This is a genomic window from Bradyrhizobium sp. SZCCHNR3119 (assembly GCF_032487775.1).
In the GTDB taxonomy this organism is placed as follows: Bacteria; Pseudomonadota; Alphaproteobacteria; order Rhizobiales; family Xanthobacteraceae; genus Bradyrhizobium.
In genome coordinates, this window is sequence record NZ_JAUEUV010000001.1 from 3,448,247 (window position 1) to 3,464,697 (window position 16,451).

Below are 16,451 nucleotides of genomic sequence, written 5' to 3' on the forward strand. Positions count from 1 at the left end.
TCGAACAAGCAGAGGGAAGAACCGATGAGCGACAACAGCAACACCTATCTCGCCGTGTTTCTTGGCAGCAGGACCAGTCCGCAATGGAAGGCCTGGGAGGCGCTGTCCGAAACCGATCGGAAGGCGAAAGAGCAGCAGGGCATGGCCGCCTGGCACACCTGGGTCGACAAGCACAAGGACGCGATCGTCGGCATGGGCGGTCCGCTCGGCAAGACCAAGCGGGTCGCCAAGGACGGGATCGCCGACATCAGCAACGAGATGGGTGCGTTCACGACGGTTCGCGCCGCCTCGCATGAGGCAGCGGCGAAGATGTTCGAGAACCATCCTCATTTTGCGATCTTCCCGGGCGAGCGGGTCGAGATCATGCCGGTGCTGCCGATCCCCGGCGGTTAGGACAGAGTGGCTCTGGAGAGGCTCCCATCGTGCGGCGCGGGCGGTGCGTTCCCTCCCCCCTTGCGGGGGAGGGTCGGGGAGGGGGTACTCCATCCACAGTGTCCGGTGTGGACCCCCGCCCCCAACCCCTCCCCGCAAGGGGGAGGGGAGTCCACGGCCTCCGGTGTTGGAGATCGCGCCCTGTCGGCTGTTCACCCCGCTGTCGCTTAAGCGCGGGACATCTCCGTGTGAAAGTTTCTGGCCTCCGGCCGTTCCGCTCATGTAAAAGCCATTCACATGAGCTGGCGCAAGGAAGAGCGCCGCGCCGAGCGCGGCTATCATCACGGCAACCTCAAGGAGGCGCTGCTGCAGGCGGCGCTCGACCTGATCGCGCAGAAGGGCGCCGCCGGCTTCACCTTTGCCGACGCCGCGCGGATGGCGGGCGTCAGCCCCGCTGCGCCCTATCGCCATTTCCGCGACCGCGACGAGCTCCTGACCAGCATCGCCCAGCGCGGCTTCGAGCAGTTCGAGAGCCAGCTCACGGCGGCCTGGGACGACGGGCGGCCCGATCCGGTCACCGCATTCGAGCGGGTCGGCAAGGCTTACCTCGCCTTCGCGCGCGAGGAGCCGGCCTTCTATTCGGCGATGTTCGAATCCGGCGTGCCGGCCGATTCCACGCCCGGCCTCATGGCTGCCGGCGAGCGTGCATTCGGCGTTCTGCGCGCGGCCGCGGAACGGCTTACGGCATTGGCGCCGGCGGGCATCCCGCGTCCGCCCGCGATGATGATGGCGCTGCACATCTGGTCGATGGCCCATGGCATCGCCTCGCTGTTCGGGCGCGGCGATGCGGCGCGCCGCAAGCTGCCGATGTCGCCGGAGGAGCTGCTCGAAGCCGAGCTCCTGATCTATCTGCGCGGCCTCGGTTTCCCCGGCGATCGCCGCGCCGCGCCGCCTCCTCTGCCCGAGGACGAGCGGCCGTCGGGACCGTGGGGCCGGGCGAAATAATCTTTCAAAAATAATTCGGGCGGCGCGTCAGGTGGTCGCCTTGACAAAATCCCGGGTTGAGCTAGCTATGTAAATGTTATTTACATTCACAGCGGCGTGACGCCGTGATGGAGATGCAGATGGCCTACAGCGCAGATGTCAATCGATGGCGCGGCCCCGACGAGGACCAGTACCGGCGACCCCACATGATGGAGTCGCCCTGGCATCCCGGCTGGATCGCTGTGACCATCCTCGGCTTCATCATTTGGTGGCCGATCGGACTTGCCCTTCTCTTTTTCACACTCGGGAGCAGAAAGATGGCGTGCTGGAACGGCGGCGATCGCTGGCAGAGCAAGATGGAACGGATGCAGTGGAAGATGGAGCGGATGCGCGACAAGATGGAGCGCCGCGGCTTCGGTTTCGGCTTCACTCCGGCCTCGAGCGGCAACCGCGCCTTCGATGAATACCGCATGGAGACGCTGCAGCGGCTCGAGGAGGAGCAGCAGGAATTCAAGGAATTCCTGAGCCGGCTGCGCCATGCCAAGGACAAGGAGGAGTTCGACGCCTTCATGGCCCAGCACCGCCAGCGTCCGACCCCGCCGAACGACCAGCCGCAGCAGGGCTGACGACCTCCGCGACATCGCGCCTCAGGTTGATCCAGCCCCAAACCTGACGGCTCACAAGACGCCCGTCTGCCTCGGCAGGCGGGCGTTTTGCATGGGTGGCTGTGAAGCCGGCGTCGCGCCGCGGCCTTGCGCGCCCAGATGCCGAGCTTGTGATCGCGCCGTGACTATAACGGGTTGCGTTGCCTCAGCTTTCACCCTTGAAACGCACGCGCGGTAACTCCGCCTTAACCACCGGCGGGGTTTGGTGACCCCCGAGTAAAGTCGCGCAAGCAGCCCTTGTTTTGACATTTTGGCGGGAGAAGGAGGCCAGAAGGCTTCGGCGGGCCTCCCAAGCGACCAAGACAGGGTTTCATCGCGTAGGCGCTTTACCGCCGCGACGGCAGCGGCCATGAAACCTGCCAGCTGCCTGTTCCCGGAATACCTGCAGCACGCGTTTGCAAGACGGGGCTTGCAACACGAGATTTGGAACGATCAAGGCTTTGAGGTTCGAGATTTGGAACATCAAGGCTTGGACACTTGAGAGGATACTGCCAATGAATCCGGCCGACGTCGGTCAGTCCGCCCTCCCGGTCGTCTCGGGCGACGTCTCGCTGATCGCGCTGTTCTGGCAGGCGCATTGGGTGGTGAAATGCGTCATGCTTGGCCTCATCACCTGCTCGGTCTGGGTCTGGGCGATCGCCATCGACAAGGTCTTTCTCTATTCGCGGACGCGCCGGGCGATGGATCGCTTCGAACAGGCGTTCTGGTCCGGTGAATCGATCGAGGAACTCTATCGCGCGCTCTCCGCCAAGCCGACGCATTCGATGGCGGCCTGCTTCGTGGCCGCGATGCGCGAATGGAAGCGCTCCTTCGAGGGCCATGCGCGCTCCTTCGGCGGGCTGCAGATGCGGATCGAAAAAGTGATGAACGTCTCGATCACGCGCGAGGTGGAGCGGTTGGAGCGCCGGCTGCTGGTGCTCGCCACGGTCGGTTCTGCCGGCCCCTTCGTCGGCCTGTTCGGCACCGTCTGGGGCATCATGTCGAGCTTTCAGTCGATTGCGGCCTCGAAGAACACCTCGCTCGCGGTGGTCGCGCCCGGCATCGCCGAGGCGCTGTTTGCCACCGCCATCGGCCTGATCGCCGCCATTCCCGCGACCATTTTTTACAATAAATTCACATCGGAGGTGAACCGGCAGGCCCAGCGGCTCGAAGGCTTTGCGGATGAATTTTCCGCCATCCTGTCGCGTCAGATCGACGAGCGGGGATGAGGACGGGTATAGTGCGGCACGGATGGTGAGCGCCACGACATGGGCATGAGCATGGGAAGCGCGTCCGGCGGCGGTGGCCGTCGTGGCCGGCGCAACAAGGCTGTCATGGCGGAGATCAACGTCACGCCCATGGTCGACGTGATGCTGGTGCTGCTGATCATCTTCATGGTCGCAGCACCACTCCTGACCGTGAACATCCAGGTCGACCTGCCGCAGGCGCAAGGCGGCTCCGCCTCGACCGCGGACGCCAAGCCGCCGCTCGAAGTCACCGTGAAGCGGACCAGCGGCGGCTGCCAGTCCAAGGTCGACGTCTATCTCGGCGACACCCAGATCGCGCTCAACGAGCTCGAGCCGAAGATCAAGGCGATCAAGGACGCCAATGCCGGCGGCGAGAACGTCGTCAAGATCCGCGGCGATCGCGACGCCTGCTATGCCGACATGATGAAGGTGCTGGGCATGGCGCGTGACGCCGGCTACCGCGCCAGCATCGTGGTGATTCCGGACCAGGGCTCATGACGGTTTCCGACCTCGTCAGTTTTGTGCGGACGCGCAAGGGCACGGTGCTCTCCGTGCTGTTGCATGTGGTCGTGCTCGGCTGGGGTCTGTTCACCTTCTCCGCACGTTCGGTGGTTGCGCCGCCCGAAGACCTCGTACCGGTTGACGTGATCTCCGACGACAACACGTCCAAAGCCAAGGCCGGCCACCTCGACGGCAGGAAGGACGCTCAGAAGCCGCTCGTCGACAAGATCGGCGACAAGAAGCCGGCCGAGGACATCGTCGGCAAAGTCGATCCGAAGCCGGTGACCGAGACCGACGCGGCCCCGACGCCGCAGCCCAAGCCGGACAAGCCGGTCGAGAAGAAGCCCGATCCGCCCAAGCCCGTCGAGAAGAAGCCGGAGCCGCCGAAGCCCGTGGCCGAAAAGAAGCCCGAGCCGCCGAAGCCCGCGCCCGCCGACAAGCCCAAGCCCGAGGACAAGAAGCCCGATCCGTTCAACCCGGACCAGATCGCGAGCGTGCTGAACAAGGAGAAGGCCAAGCAGCCGCCGAAGCAGCAGCAGGCCGACGCGGCGCAGCCCGAGCCGCCGAAACACAAGAGCGAGCGCAAGTTCGACTACGAGAAGATTTCGAGCCTGATCAACCAGAAGGACCCGACCCGTCAGGCCGCCGCTGGCGCCGAGCTGAACGCCAATGCCGCGCTCGGCACCGTTCGCGGGAATGCCGACAGCAACGTCGCGAGTTGGAGCAACGCCTTTGTGACGGCGGTGACGCGCTGCTTCAACTTCCCCTACAACGGCCTTGATGCGGAAAAGTACAGCGTGGACGTCGACATCGAGATGCGCCCAGACGGCACCGTTGCCGCGACACCTCGGGTCACGGCGCTTAATGGCCCGTCAAGGTCGATCGCAGAGGCGCTCGCCGAAAATGCGAAGCGCGCAGTCGAAAGTTGCCAGCCGTATTCCTTCCTGCCGAAGGATCGGTACGCGAGCTGGAAGATCATCTATACGAACTTCAACCTTGGAACCATGAATTCCATACGAGGACGAACTTGACGACATCTCGATTTGATGGCGCTGGACGCCTGACTCGGCGCGGATTCATGACGGTGGCGGGTTCGACCGCAGCCGCCTTCGGCTTACGGCCTGCATTCTCACAGCGACTTCAGATCAATCCAGGCGATTTTCAACCGATTCCGATCGCGATTCCGCCCTTCGTGCCGGGCGGGCCGGGCGACGCCGACGTTGCCAACGGCGTGTCGGGGGTCATCACCAACAATCTGAAACGCAGCGGGCTGTTCGCGCCGATCGATCCGTCCGCGTTCATCGAGCGCATCACCAATTTCGATGCCGTGCCGCAGTTTGCAAGCTGGAAGCAGATCAACGCGCAGGTGCTGCTGGTCGGGCGCGCCACGCGCCAGGGCGACGGTCGGCTGAAGGCCGAATTCCGGCTGTGGGACGTCGGCTCGGGCCAGCAACTCGCCGGCCAGCAATACGTCACTGCGCCCGAATTCTGGCGTCGCCTTGGTCACATCATCTCCGACCAGATCTACACCAAGATGACCGGCGAGAAGGGCTATTTCGACAGCCGCATCGTGTTCGTCGACGAGAGCGGCCCGTCGGAGCGCCGCGTCAAGCGGCTGGCGCTGATGGACCAGGACGGCGCCAATGTGCGCTACCTGACGCGCGGCGCCGACCTCGTGCTGACGCCGCGCTTCTCGCCGTCGACCCAGGAAATCACCTACATGGAATTCGGGCAGGGCGACCCGAAGGTCTATCTGTTCAATATCGAGACCGGCCAGCGCGAGATCGTCGGCAATTTCCCCGGCATGTCGTTCTCGCCGCGCTTCTCGCCGGACGGTCAGCGCATCATCATGAGCCTGCAGCAGGGCGGCAATTCCAACCTGTTCGTGATGGATCTGCGCTCGCGCACTACCACGCGGCTCACCGATACGCCGGCGATCGACACTTCGCCCTGCTACTCGCCCGATGGCAGCCAGCTCTGCTTCGAGTCAGATCGCGGCGGCAAGCCGCAGATCTATGTCATGCCGGCCGGTGGCGGCAACGCGCAGCGCATCTCCTTCGGCGACGGCACCTACTCGACGCCGGTGTGGTCGCCGCGCGGCGACTACATCGCCTTCACCAAGCAGGGCGGCGGCCAGTTCGCGATCGGCGTCATCAAGCCGGACGGCTCGGGCGAGCGCATCCTCACCGCCGGTTTCCACAATGAGGGGCCGACCTTTGCACCGAACGGTCGCGTGCTGATGTTCTTCCGCGATCCCGGCGGTAATTCGGGCCCGTCGCTGTATTCGATCGACATCTCCGGCCGCAACGAATTGAAGGTGCCCACCCCGGGCTATGCCTCGGACCCGGCCTGGTCCCCCCTGTTGTCCTGAGGGATGGCAGGCCATCACCGAGAAACGCATGTCCGCGTGTGTCGACAACTCGATACACGCATCGGTGTCATGGTGCCGGTGCCGGGTAAGCCTTGCCTACTTCATTGACTTACTGAGCGGTTTTGCGCGTTACGCGGCTGCTGCAAGCTTCCGCTAACGATATTCGCTCAGAAAGGCTTCACCTGACACCAGTAATACTACGCGCGAACGGGACACGCGCGGCCGAATGCAGCTTGCAAGTCAGAACGGATATGCGGACCAGAGGATGTCGCCCGCGATTCACGCGGCGCTGATCGATTCTCTGTTCCAGGACCCCGGTCCGATGTTCGCCGGCGCGCTCTGCGCTGCGATTGCGGCCATCATGACCGCCGTCAAGAGCGGCGACCCTTATCTCTGGCCGTGTGCCGCTCTGCTGATCATCGTCGGCGCGTTGCGCTCGCTCGACATGCGCCATTACCGGCGGCTGCGCGACGCCAATCAGCTGTCGCAATCCGCAACCGCGCGCTGGGAAATGCGCTACCAGATCGGCGCGATGGCCTACGCATTGGTGCTCGGGGTGTGGAGCCTGGCAGCGGTGCTCGACAGTCGCGACCCCGTGGTCCATTTGATCGCGATTACCGTCACCCTCTGCTACATGTCCGCCGGCGCCGGCCGGACCTATGGACGCCCCTGGATATTCCATGTCCAGATCCTGCTGGCCTGTGGACCGCTGACTGTCGCGCTGATGCTGGACGGCAGCCCATACTACCTGGGCATGGCCGTGTTCTGCGTGCTGTTCTTCCTCTCGCTGAAGCATATCTCGACCAATCTGCAGAAGATGTTCGTGCAGGCCTTCGTCGCCCGGGAGGGCGAGACGGCGCTGGCCAACCAGTTCGATACGGCGCTCAACAACATGCCGCACGGCCTGTGCATGTTCGGCGCCGATGGCCGGCTCGCCGTCATGAACTACCGCTTCTGCCAGATGGCGGCCCTGCCGGACGATATCATCCACAGCGGCGCCAGCGCCTCCGACATCGTCGGAGCGTGCGTCAGCGCCGGCTCGATCTCGGCGGTCAACGGCACGATCATTCTGGCGCAGATCGAGCACACCAAGGCCCACAACATCGTCACCACCGATTCGGACGGCAGACGCAACCGCTCGCTGTCCTGGACCTTCCAGCCGATGGACGGCGGCGGCGCCGTGGTGTTGCTCGAAGACGTGACGGAGCGCCGCCAGGCCGAAGCGCGGATCACCCATCTGGCGCGGTACGACGAACTGACTGCGTTGCCGAACCGCGTCAGTTTCCGCGACGAGATCGAGCGTCTGCTCACCATTCGCCAGCAGGACGGCCAGCTCTCGGCGCTGTTGTTCGTCGATCTGGACCAGTTCAAACAGGTCAACGACACGCTCGGGCATCCGTGCGGCGACCAGCTGCTGTGTGCGGTGTCGCAGCGGCTGCGCGACATGCTGCGGCCTGAGGATTTCGTCGCCCGCTTCGGCGGCGACGAATTCGTCGTGTTCCAGCGCAACATCCGTTCCAACGACGATGCCGCGACCTTGGCGCGGCGCATCGTCGACCATTTGAGCGAGCGCTACAAGATCGACAATCACCTGGTCGAGATCGGTGCCAGCATCGGCATCGCGATGACGACGCCGGGCATCAGCGCGGATACGCTGTTGAAGAACGCCGACATGGCGCTGTATCGCGCCAAGGCCGATGGGCGCGGCACTTTCTGTTTCTTCCGCGACGAACTGGCCCAGACGGTGGAAGCGCGGCGCACGCTCGAGCTCGACCTGCGCAAGGCGCTGGCCAACGAGGAGTTCGAGCTGTTCTACCAGCCGCTCGTCAGTCTCAAGTCCGGCAAGATCTCGACCTGCGAAGCGCTGCTGCGCTGGAATCATCCGGTGCGTGGCACCGTCTCCCCGGTCGACATCATTCCGGTCGCCGAGGACATGGGGCTGATCGTCGATCTCGGACGCTGGATCTTGCGCAAGGCGTGTCTGGAATGCGTGAAATGGCCGGAAACGGTCAGCGTCGCGGTCAATTTCTCGCCGCAGCAGTTTCACCAGCGCGATGTGCTGAGCGAGGTGCGCTACGCGCTGGAGATCTCGGGCCTGCCGCCGCATCGCCTGGAAATCGAGATCACCGAGTCATCATTGCTGCGCAACACGCAGCTGACCCACGACGTGCTCTCCCAGCTGCATGCGATCGGCGTTCGGATTTCGCTCGACGATTTTGGCACCGGCTATTCCAGCCTGAGCTATCTGCACAACTTCCCACTGCAGAAGGTCAAGATCGATCGCTCCTTCCTCGAAGGCATCGACAGCGATCGGCCGCTGACCTTGTTGCGCGGGGTGGCGCGGCTATCAGCCGATCTCGGCATGTCGGTGGTGGTCGAAGGGATCGAGACCAACGAGCAGCTCGAACTCATCAGCGTCGACGGTACCGTGAGCGAGGCGCAGGGCTATCTGTTCAGCCGGCCCGTGCCGGCCATGCGCATCCGCCAGCTCCTCAACGCTTCGCATGGCCGCCAATCGGACAGCGATCCTTTCCTCGCCGTCGGCGGCCGCTCCCTCGGCTGAGACTCAAAGGCACCAATCACATCGGTTGTATTGCGCAAGACCTGCACTCCATTAACTCTACATCCCTGAAATCTTTGCATCCCCGTTAACGAGCCGTTAAGCTTCTTTCGGTTCGCGTAAGAGTTTGTGGTGTAAAGAGGTTTCCTATGAAGTCTGCGGCTGGAGCTGCCGCTGATGCTCTGGAACGGAAGGCGGATCCGCTCGAGAACGTCGATTACCGACTGGCTGTAACCCCGGAAGACAAGGATCGAATTTACCGCCTCCGCTATAATGCCTATCTGCGTGAAGGGGCGATCCTGCCGTCCGAGAGCGGGCGCGTCACGGACGAGTACGACGATCTTCCGAACAGCTTCATCTTTGGGGTCTACGTCGACGATGAACTGTACAGCTCGATTCGCATCAGCGTTCTGACCCCGGACTGGCGCGACTCCCTCTCGGCCGGCATGTTCTCCGACCTGATCTATCCGGAGCTCGATCGCGGCAAGGTGATCATCGATCCGACGCGATTCGTCGCAGACCACGAGAAGGCACGCCGTTTTCCGGCTCTGCCCTACGTCACGGTGCGTCTCGGCTATGTCGCCTGCGCCCACTTCAACGCCGACATCGGCCTTGCCAATGTCCGACCCGAGCATCGGGCGTTCTATCGCAAAGTGTTTCTCCAGGAGCCTTGGGGCGAGCCGCGACTCTATTCCGGCCTGACCAAGCCCGTCGGATTGGTCGCCGCGCACTATCCCTCGATCCGGGAGCGGGTTTTTCAGCGTTTCCCCTTCATGCGATCGAGCGCGTTCGAGCGGCGCGTGCTGTTCGAGCGCTCGGGCGATGACGCTTTTGCCCGTTCGTTCAGGATTCGCCCGGCCGCGATTGCGGGCTGACCGGCGCGCCATCGGTCCGGTTCTTTGGGCTGCATGCTCAAAATGCCCACCAAAAGGGCACCAATATAAGCGGCGGAACGCCAGATCCGTCGCCGGGCCGCGTTTTGTTGCGGAAATCCCGACTGGAACGTCCGCATTTCCGGCTGCCGGACTCTTGCCTTCACCCTGGCGCCACATTTACAACGCATTAACCAACGCAGTCGCTTTTGGCGGTTCCTTGGCTTTTGACCCAGTCCGGCAAGACCTCGTCAAGGTTGACGGAACGTTCGCTTAACCATCGCCCTGTAGACCGGACGACAGTCTAGAACGTGAGCGTGGAGGCTCCGGAATGAAATATCAGATGCGTATCCTCCAGGGATTGAAGCTGGCCGCCGTGCTCGCGGTCGCACTGTCGATGGGCGCGTGCGCCAACAAGAATCTCGGCGGTGCCGACGCCATGGCGAGTGCCGCGACCCCGGGCAGCCAGCAGGACTTCGTCGTGAACGTCGGCGACCGCGTGTTCTTCGAGAGCGACCAGACGGACCTCACGCCGCAGGCGACCGCGACCCTCGACAAGCAGGCGCAATGGCTGCAGACCTATTCGCGCTATTCGTTCACGATCGAAGGTCATGCCGACGAACGCGGTACCCGCGAATACAACATTGCGCTCGGCGCCCGCCGCGCCCAGTCGGTCCGCAACTATCTCGCCTCGCGCGGCATTGACCCGAGCCGCATGCGCACGATCTCCTATGGCAAGGAGCGCCCGGTCGCGGTCTGCAACGACATCTCCTGCTGGTCGCAGAACCGCCGCGCCGTCACGGTCCTGAACGCCAGTTCATAAGCCTGAACGACATTCCGAGAATGCAAGCCGGCGTCTGCTGTGGACGCCGGCTTAGTTCGTTGCGGGGCGTGTTTTTCGCTCGAACGTCATTTGTCTGAAAGCCATTTTTGCAGTAAGTGCCTCGCGCAAACGGGCGCGTTCTGGTGGCGCCGATCCGGTCGTCAGGGCAACATGTCATCGAAAACTCTTCAAGGAAGCGCAGCTGCAGCGGTCGCTGCATTTGTGATGCTATCGTCGCAGCTATTGCCGTCGCAGGCCTTCGCGCAGGCCGATGAAGATCCGGAGGTTCGCATCGAGCGGCTGGAGAATCAGCTGCGGCAGCTCACGGGTCAGAACGAGGAACTGCAGTATCGTAATCGCCAGCTGGAGGAGCGGCTGCGGCAGCTCCAGGGTGGGGTGCCGGGAGCGCCCGGCGCGTCGGCGGCGTCGGCACAGCCGAGCCCCGCTTATGGTCAGCCAGCGCAGCCGGCCTATGCCCAGCCGGCCCAACCGCAATATGGCGGCCAGCCGCAGACCTATTCCCAGCAGCCTGGTTATGGCCAACCGCAAGGTACTGCGCCTGCGCCGATCGCGCAGGATTCGGCTGCGAACGGAGGCGGGCGGCGACGCGGCGACGCGTTCGATCCGGGCCAAAATCCCGGTGCGCCAGGCGCACCGCAGGCGCTCGGCGGCGGTCAGTTGCCGATCCAACCCGGCGGCGGCGCGCCCTCCGGACGCCCGGTCGGCGAGCCGATGGACCTCGCCAACACCCCGGGCCGCTATCCGCAAGGCGCGGCGCCGGCCGCCGCGCCCGGTCCAAGAGCGGGCGGTCTCGACACCGCGCCGCCGACGCAGTCGCCGCGCGACGAATACGACCTCGGCATCGGTTATATGCAGCGCAAGGACTATGCGTTGGCAGAGCAGACCATGCGCAATTTCGGCCAGAAATATCCGAACGATCCGATGGTCGGCGATTCGCAATATTGGCTCGGCGAGAGCTTCTTCCAGCGGCAGCAATATCGAGATGCCGCGGAGGTCTTCCTGGCGGTGACTACGAAATATGAGAAATCGGGGAAGGCGCCGGATGCGTTGCTCAGGCTCGGCCAGTCGCTGGCCGCGCTGAAGGAGAAGGAGGCCGCCTGCGCGGCCTTCGGCGAGGTGACCCGCAAATATCCGCGGGCGTCCGCCGGCGTGAAGGCTGCGGTCGATCGCGAGCAGAAGAAGGTGAAGTGCTGAAGACAGCTCGCGCGTAGGCGCGCTGGCGGCGTTCGCCGGGACGACGGCTGAGTTTGTGGTTTGCAGCTCCCGCGCCTAATCTGCCGGGCATGGCACGGCAGAAGACAGCGCAGACCGACGCCTCAGACGATGGTCGTCCCGTCACGGCCGCGGAGGCCGAACGGCTGTTCGCGGCTTTTGTCGACGCGCCGGGGCTGGCGCTTGCGGTTTCCGGCGGTCCCGATTCGATGGCGCTGATGTGGCTTGCGGCACGCTGGCGGCAATCGCTGGCGCGCGGCCCGCGGCTGATCGCGGTGACGATCGACCACGCCCTGCGGCCTGAAGCCGCCCGCGAAGCGCGTGAGGTCAAGCGAGTGGCGCGTACCCTCGATCTGCCGCACCGGACCTTGCGCTGGCGCGGCGACAAGCCTGCCTCCGGGGTGCCTGAAGCCGCGCGGGCGGCGCGCTACCGATTGCTGGCGCAGGCGGCGCGCACGGCCGGCGCAAGCCATATCGTCACGGCCCATACCAGGGACGATCAGGCCGAAACGCTCTTGATGAGACTGTTGCGCGGCAGCGGCGTCGCCGGCCTGGCGGCCATGGCCGCTATCAGCGAGCGGGAGGGACTGCTGTTGGCGCGCCCGCTGCTCGGCATCGCCAAGGCGCAGCTCGTCGCAACGCTGCGGGCGGCCAACATCGATTTCGTCGAGGATCCAACCAATATCGATCCGGCATTCACCCGGCCGCGGCTGCGTGCGCTGATGCCGGCGCTCGCAGCCGAAGGCGGCGATGCACGCAATTTGGCGCGGCTCGCGGCCCGGTTTGCCCGGGCCAATGCGGCGATCGAGGTGCTGGCCGACGGCGCCGAACGCTATCTTGCTCTGACCGGCCACATCGAATCAGGGGGGCTGCGCGCCGGGCGCAATCCGCTCCCGAACCGCCAAGTGAAGGGCCTGGTGAATGGCCAAGCCTTCGATCTCCAGGCATTCGCGCGGCTGCCGGAGGAAGTTCGGCTGCGGCTCCTGATGCGCGCGATCGATCGCTACGGCTCCGAGGGGCCGGTGGAACTCGGCAAGGCCGAGGTCCTGCTCGCGAAGTTGGACCGGACTCTTGCGGGGATCGCCGGAGGTGGCGCAGCCACGCCAGACAGGCTAAAACAAACCCTTGCCGGTGCATTGGTAAGCGTAACCAAAGGACAGGTCCGCATCGAGCCGGCGCCAGCCCGCCGCCGAGGCGGTGGCTAGCGGCCTTCGCGGACCCTTAACCACCTGCGATGACGCGGTTTTCCTGCGTCATTTTTCGAGCAGGAATCGGCGATAGATGCGGTAAATAGTCCTGCGTGGTTCCCTTGGCATTGTCGCGAGTGGCACCTAGATTAAACGACGGTCGACCGGGGGATTCCCTCGTGGCTACCTAGGGATAAGTCCGGGATCAATCCAAAGGACAGACGGCCGCGATCCGCGCGACCACGAAGGAAAATCGATGAACGCCAATCTGCGCAACTTCGCCCTTTGGGTCATTATTGTTCTGTTGCTGTTGGCACTCTTCACGCTGTTCCAAAATCCAAGCCAGCGCGCGTCCTCGACCGATATTTCGTTCTCGCAGCTGCTGACCGAAGTGGATCAGGGCCATGTCCGCGACGTCGTGATCCAGGGGCCGGAGATTCACGGCACCTTCACCAACAATACCTCGTTCCAGACCTATGCGCCGAGCGACCCGAACCTGGTCAAGCGGCTGTACGACGCCAAGGTTCAGATCACGGCGAAGCCGCCGGGCGACAACGTGCCGTGGTTCGTGTCGCTGCTCGTGTCCTGGCTGCCGTTCATCGCGCTGATCGGCGTCTGGATCTTCCTGTCGCGGCAGATGCAGGGCGGCGCCGGCAAGGCGATGGGCTTCGGCAAGTCGCGCGCGAAGATGCTGACTGAAGCGCATGGCCGCGTCACCTTCGAAGACGTCGCCGGCGTCGACGAGGCCAAGCAGGACCTGCAGGAGATCGTCGAATTCCTGCGCGATCCCGGCAAATTCCAGCGCCTTGGCGGCCGCATTCCGCGCGGCGTGCTGCTGGTCGGTCCTCCCGGCACCGGCAAGACCTTGATAGCGCGTGCGGTCGCAGGTGAAGCGAACGTGCCGTTCTTCACCATTTCGGGTTCGGACTTCGTCGAGATGTTCGTCGGTGTCGGCGCCAGCCGCGTCCGCGACATGTTCGAGCAGGCCAAGAAGAACGCGCCCTGCATCATCTTCATCGACGAGATCGACGCGGTCGGCCGTCATCGTGGCGCCGGCCTCGGCGGCGGCAATGATGAGCGCGAGCAGACGCTGAACCAGCTGCTGGTCGAGATGGACGGCTTCGAAGCCAATGAGGGCGTAATCCTGATCGCGGCCACCAACCGGCCCGACGTGCTCGATCCCGCCTTGATGCGCCCCGGCCGCTTCGACCGCCAGGTCGTGGTGTCGAACCCCGACATCATCGGCCGCGAGCAGATCCTCAAGGTCCACGTCCGCAAGGTGCCGCTGGCGCCCGATGTCAACCTGAAGACCATTGCCCGCGGCACGCCCGGCTTCTCCGGCGCCGACCTGATGAACCTCGTCAACGAGGCCGCCCTGACCGCCGCGCGCCGTAACAAGCGCATGGTGACTCAGGCCGAGTTCGAAGAGGCCAAGGACAAGGTGATGATGGGCGCCGAGCGCCGCTCCATGGTGATGACCGAGGAGGACAAGCTGCTGACCGCCTATCACGAGGCGGGCCACGCCATCGTCGCGCTCAACGTGCCGAGCCATGATCCGATCCACAAGGCCACGATCATTCCGCGCGGCCGTGCGCTCGGCATGGTGCAGTCGTTGCCGGAGGCCGACCGTCACTCGCATACCCGCGAATGGTGCGTCTCCAAGCTGGCGATGGCGTTCGGCGGCCGCGAGGCCGAGGTGCAGAAGTTCGGTCCGGAAAAGGTGACCAACGGCGCCACCGGCGACATCCAGCAGGCCACCAACCTCGCCCGCGCGATGGTGATGGAATGGGGCATGTCGGACAAGCTCGGCCGCGTGCGTTACCAGAGCAATGAGCAGGAGGTCTTCCTCGGCCATTCGGTGGCGCGCAGCACCAACATCTCCGACGACACCGCCAAGCTGATCGACTCCGAGATTCGCGGGCTGATCGAGGCCGGCGAACAGGAGGCGCGCCGCATCATCACCGAGAAGCGCGAGCAGTGGGAGGCGATCGCCCAGGCGCTGCTCGAATATGAGACGCTGACCGGCGAGGAGATCAACGACCTGCTGAAGGGCAAGAAGCCCAACCGCGAGTCCGTGGTCGAGCCGTCGACGCCGCGAGCCTCCGCCGTGCCGCCGGCCGGCAAGCCGCGGCCGCGCCCCGATCCGGATCCCGGCCTGGAGCCGCAGCCGCAGGCCTGAGCAAATCTATCCGCGTTGACGAAAAGCCCGGCGATGAGCTGGGCTTTTCCTATTTTGGCGACCGACCGCTTTCTTTGTCAGGGGGAAGAGGGCCCCGCGGACCTTGAGCCTGTTTAAGCCTTCCTCAAGCGGTCTTCACTTATTGCTCCTCGGTGCGAGCATCATTCTCAGTCCGCACGAGGATTAGATGGCCAACAGCTTCCGCGCTTCGCGGCTCGAGCCGCAGGCGAGCCTCGTTCCGGGCGGCCTGTTTGCCGTCTGCTTCGTGCTGGCCTGGATCAACGCCTCGTTTTTCCCGGCGGCCTATCTTTGCGGTGGGTGGATCTGGGACGCGCACGGCCTGGGCATTCCGACCGATTTCGTCAATGTCTGGGCGGCGGGCAAGCTCGCGCTGCAGGGCCATCCGGCGCTGGCCTGGGACTGGGACGTCCAGCGCGCCGTCGAACTCGATGTGCTCAAGCAGGATTGGCCCGGCGGCTATTTTGCCTGGCACTATCCGCCGCCGTTCCTGTTCGTGGCGGCGTTCCTGGCGCAGTTTTCCTATTCGATCGCCTTCATCGGCTGGGTCTGCGCAAGCTTCGTACCCTATCTGGTGGTGATGCGCGCGATCGTGGGCCGCGCCTTCGGCTTCGTGCTTGCGGCCGGCTTTCCGATCGTGTTCTCGAATACGATCGTCGGGCAGAACGGGTTTCTGACTGCCGCCCTGGTCGGCGGCACGCTCTACCTCTTACCCGTGCGGCCGGTGCTCGCCGGCATCTGCCTCGGCCTTCTCACCTACAAGCCGCAATATGGTTTCCTGTTTCCGATCGTGCTGATCGCAACCGGCCGCTGGCCCACCTTCGTCTCCGCCGCCATCACCGCCGTCGTGCTTGCCGGCATCTCCACGCTCGCTTTTGGTGTCGAGAGCTGGCAGGCCTTCTTCCATTGGATGCCGACCTTCTCGCAGGCCTTCCTCACCGAGGGCAAGGCGACCTGGTGGAAGCTGCAGAGCATCTTCTCGCTGGTCCGCTATTTCGGCGGCACCGAGGCGCTGGGCTGGGCGTTCCAATGGGTGCTGACCGCGGCGGTCGTGGTGGTCCTGGTCGCGATATGGCGCAGCCCGGTGCGCTACAGCCTGAAAGCCGCAGCCCTGGCGGTGGGGACCCTGCTCACCACGCCGTATCTGTTTCTGTATGACATGATGGTGCTGGCGATCGCGGTGGCGTTCCTGGTGAGGATCGGGCTGAAGGACGGCTTCCGTCCCTATGAACTGCCCGCGCTCGGTTGCGCCGCGCTGCTTCTGATCGCCTTCATCCTGTTCGGAGTTCCGGTGGGTCTTGCCGCCAATCTCATTGTCGGCAGTCTGGTGCTGCTCCGGGCGGGGCCGTGGTGGCGGCGCGAGCCGGCGCGCGCTGCGCACGCGCTCGCGGCGGCGTGAGGCCATTCCGGCAGATCAGACCTTCGTCCGAGTCAGCCCATTTCCGGCTTGTCATCCGCTC

Annotated in this window: 14 protein-coding genes; all 14 read left to right on the plus strand. The window is 64.5% G+C overall.

Annotation, left to right across the window (positions count from 1 at the left end; translation table 11 throughout):
* Positions 1–24: 24 nt before the first annotated feature.
* The 14 genes from QX034_RS16045 to QX034_RS16110 all read left to right on the plus strand — a co-directional run bounded on the left by QX034_RS16045 (position 25) and on the right by QX034_RS16110 (position 16,390).
* A complete protein-coding gene (locus tag QX034_RS16045) occupies positions 25–393 on the plus strand; it encodes a hypothetical protein (RefSeq protein ID WP_315701602.1) in 369 nt (122 codons plus the stop codon).
* 276 nt (positions 394–669) lie between these two features.
* On the plus strand, positions 670–1,377 hold the full coding sequence (locus QX034_RS16050) for a TetR/AcrR family transcriptional regulator (RefSeq protein ID WP_315701600.1): 708 nt from the start codon (positions 670–672) through the stop codon (positions 1,375–1,377).
* A gap of 119 nt (positions 1,378–1,496) precedes the next feature.
* Positions 1,497–1,982: a DUF2852 domain-containing protein gene (locus QX034_RS16055; RefSeq protein ID WP_315701598.1), complete on the plus strand. Its 486-nt coding sequence runs from the start codon at positions 1,497–1,499 to the stop codon at positions 1,980–1,982.
* A gap of 533 nt (positions 1,983–2,515) precedes the next feature.
* Complete coding sequence (gene tolQ, locus QX034_RS16060; protein ID WP_315701597.1) at positions 2,516–3,229, plus strand: protein TolQ; 714 nt, start codon at positions 2,516–2,518, stop codon at positions 3,227–3,229.
* Between the two features lie 39 nt (positions 3,230–3,268).
* Positions 3,269–3,745, plus strand: a complete 477-nt coding sequence (locus QX034_RS16065) for a biopolymer transporter ExbD (protein ID WP_315701596.1) — start codon at positions 3,269–3,271, stop codon at positions 3,743–3,745.
* Entirely contained in the window at positions 3,742–4,779 is a 1,038-nt protein-coding gene (locus QX034_RS16070) for a protein TolA (RefSeq protein ID WP_315701594.1), read from the plus strand. Before QX034_RS16065 ends, QX034_RS16070 begins: the two co-directional genes overlap by 4 nt.
* A 47-nt stretch (positions 4,780–4,826) precedes the next feature.
* Positions 4,827–6,119 carry a Tol-Pal system beta propeller repeat protein TolB gene (gene tolB, locus QX034_RS16075; protein WP_315742513.1) on the plus strand — a complete coding sequence of 431 codons (1,293 nt, stop codon included), beginning with the start codon at positions 4,827–4,829 and terminating at the stop codon, positions 6,117–6,119.
* 226 nt (positions 6,120–6,345) lie between these two features.
* Positions 6,346–8,682, plus strand: coding sequence for a putative bifunctional diguanylate cyclase/phosphodiesterase (locus QX034_RS16080; protein ID WP_316188774.1), 2,337 nt, complete (start codon positions 6,346–6,348; stop codon positions 8,680–8,682).
* Between the two features lie 146 nt (positions 8,683–8,828).
* Positions 8,829–9,554 (plus strand): N-acyl amino acid synthase FeeM domain-containing protein, encoded by a 726-nt coding sequence (locus QX034_RS16085; RefSeq protein ID WP_315742515.1) that lies wholly within the window; start codon positions 8,829–8,831, stop codon positions 9,552–9,554.
* A gap of 328 nt (positions 9,555–9,882) precedes the next feature.
* Complete coding sequence (gene pal, locus QX034_RS16090) at positions 9,883–10,374, plus strand: peptidoglycan-associated lipoprotein Pal (RefSeq protein WP_315701587.1); 492 nt, start codon at positions 9,883–9,885, stop codon at positions 10,372–10,374.
* Between the two features lie 171 nt (positions 10,375–10,545).
* Complete coding sequence (ybgF, locus tag QX034_RS16095; RefSeq protein WP_316188773.1) at positions 10,546–11,589, plus strand: tol-pal system protein YbgF; 1,044 nt, start codon at positions 10,546–10,548, stop codon at positions 11,587–11,589.
* Between the two features lie 89 nt (positions 11,590–11,678).
* Positions 11,679–12,812: a tRNA lysidine(34) synthetase TilS gene (gene tilS / locus QX034_RS16100; protein ID WP_315742517.1), complete on the plus strand. Its 1,134-nt coding sequence runs from the start codon at positions 11,679–11,681 to the stop codon at positions 12,810–12,812.
* 238 nt (positions 12,813–13,050) lie between these two features.
* Positions 13,051–14,973, plus strand: coding sequence for an ATP-dependent zinc metalloprotease FtsH (ftsH, locus tag QX034_RS16105; RefSeq protein WP_315701583.1), 1,923 nt, complete (start codon positions 13,051–13,053; stop codon positions 14,971–14,973).
* A 187-nt stretch (positions 14,974–15,160) separates the two neighbouring features.
* Positions 15,161–16,390 carry a glycosyltransferase family 87 protein gene (locus QX034_RS16110; protein WP_316195564.1) on the plus strand — a complete coding sequence of 410 codons (1,230 nt, stop codon included), beginning with the start codon at positions 15,161–15,163 and terminating at the stop codon, positions 16,388–16,390.
* The last annotated feature ends 61 nt before the right edge of the window (positions 16,391–16,451 follow it).

Excerpts from the sequence above, each read along its gene's own strand:
- QX034_RS16110 (WP_316195564.1), top strand. The coding sequence starts at position 15,161 with ATGGCCAACAGCTTCCGCGCTTCGCGGCTCGAGCCGCAGGCGAGCCTC.
- QX034_RS16050 (WP_315701600.1), top strand. The coding sequence starts at position 670 with ATGAGCTGGCGCAAGGAAGAGCGCCGCGCCGAGCGCGGCTATCATCAC.
- pal (WP_315701587.1), top strand. The coding sequence starts at position 9,883 with ATGAAATATCAGATGCGTATCCTCCAGGGATTGAAGCTGGCCGCCGTG.
- QX034_RS16085 (WP_315742515.1), top strand. The coding sequence starts at position 8,829 with ATGAAGTCTGCGGCTGGAGCTGCCGCTGATGCTCTGGAACGGAAGGCG.
- tilS (WP_315742517.1), top strand. The coding sequence starts at position 11,679 with ATGGCACGGCAGAAGACAGCGCAGACCGACGCCTCAGACGATGGTCGT.
- QX034_RS16070 (WP_315701594.1), top strand. The coding sequence starts at position 3,742 with ATGACGGTTTCCGACCTCGTCAGTTTTGTGCGGACGCGCAAGGGCACG.
- QX034_RS16080 (WP_316188774.1), top strand. The coding sequence starts at position 6,346 with ATGCAGCTTGCAAGTCAGAACGGATATGCGGACCAGAGGATGTCGCCC.
- QX034_RS16045 (WP_315701602.1), top strand. The coding sequence starts at position 25 with ATGAGCGACAACAGCAACACCTATCTCGCCGTGTTTCTTGGCAGCAGG.
- tolQ (WP_315701597.1), top strand. The coding sequence starts at position 2,516 with ATGAATCCGGCCGACGTCGGTCAGTCCGCCCTCCCGGTCGTCTCGGGC.
- QX034_RS16055 (WP_315701598.1), top strand. The coding sequence starts at position 1,497 with ATGGCCTACAGCGCAGATGTCAATCGATGGCGCGGCCCCGACGAGGAC.
- QX034_RS16065 (WP_315701596.1), top strand. The coding sequence starts at position 3,269 with ATGGGCATGAGCATGGGAAGCGCGTCCGGCGGCGGTGGCCGTCGTGGC.
- ybgF (WP_316188773.1), top strand. The coding sequence starts at position 10,546 with ATGTCATCGAAAACTCTTCAAGGAAGCGCAGCTGCAGCGGTCGCTGCA.
- ftsH (WP_315701583.1), top strand. The coding sequence starts at position 13,051 with ATGAACGCCAATCTGCGCAACTTCGCCCTTTGGGTCATTATTGTTCTG.
- tolB (WP_315742513.1), top strand. The coding sequence starts at position 4,827 with ATGACGGTGGCGGGTTCGACCGCAGCCGCCTTCGGCTTACGGCCTGCA.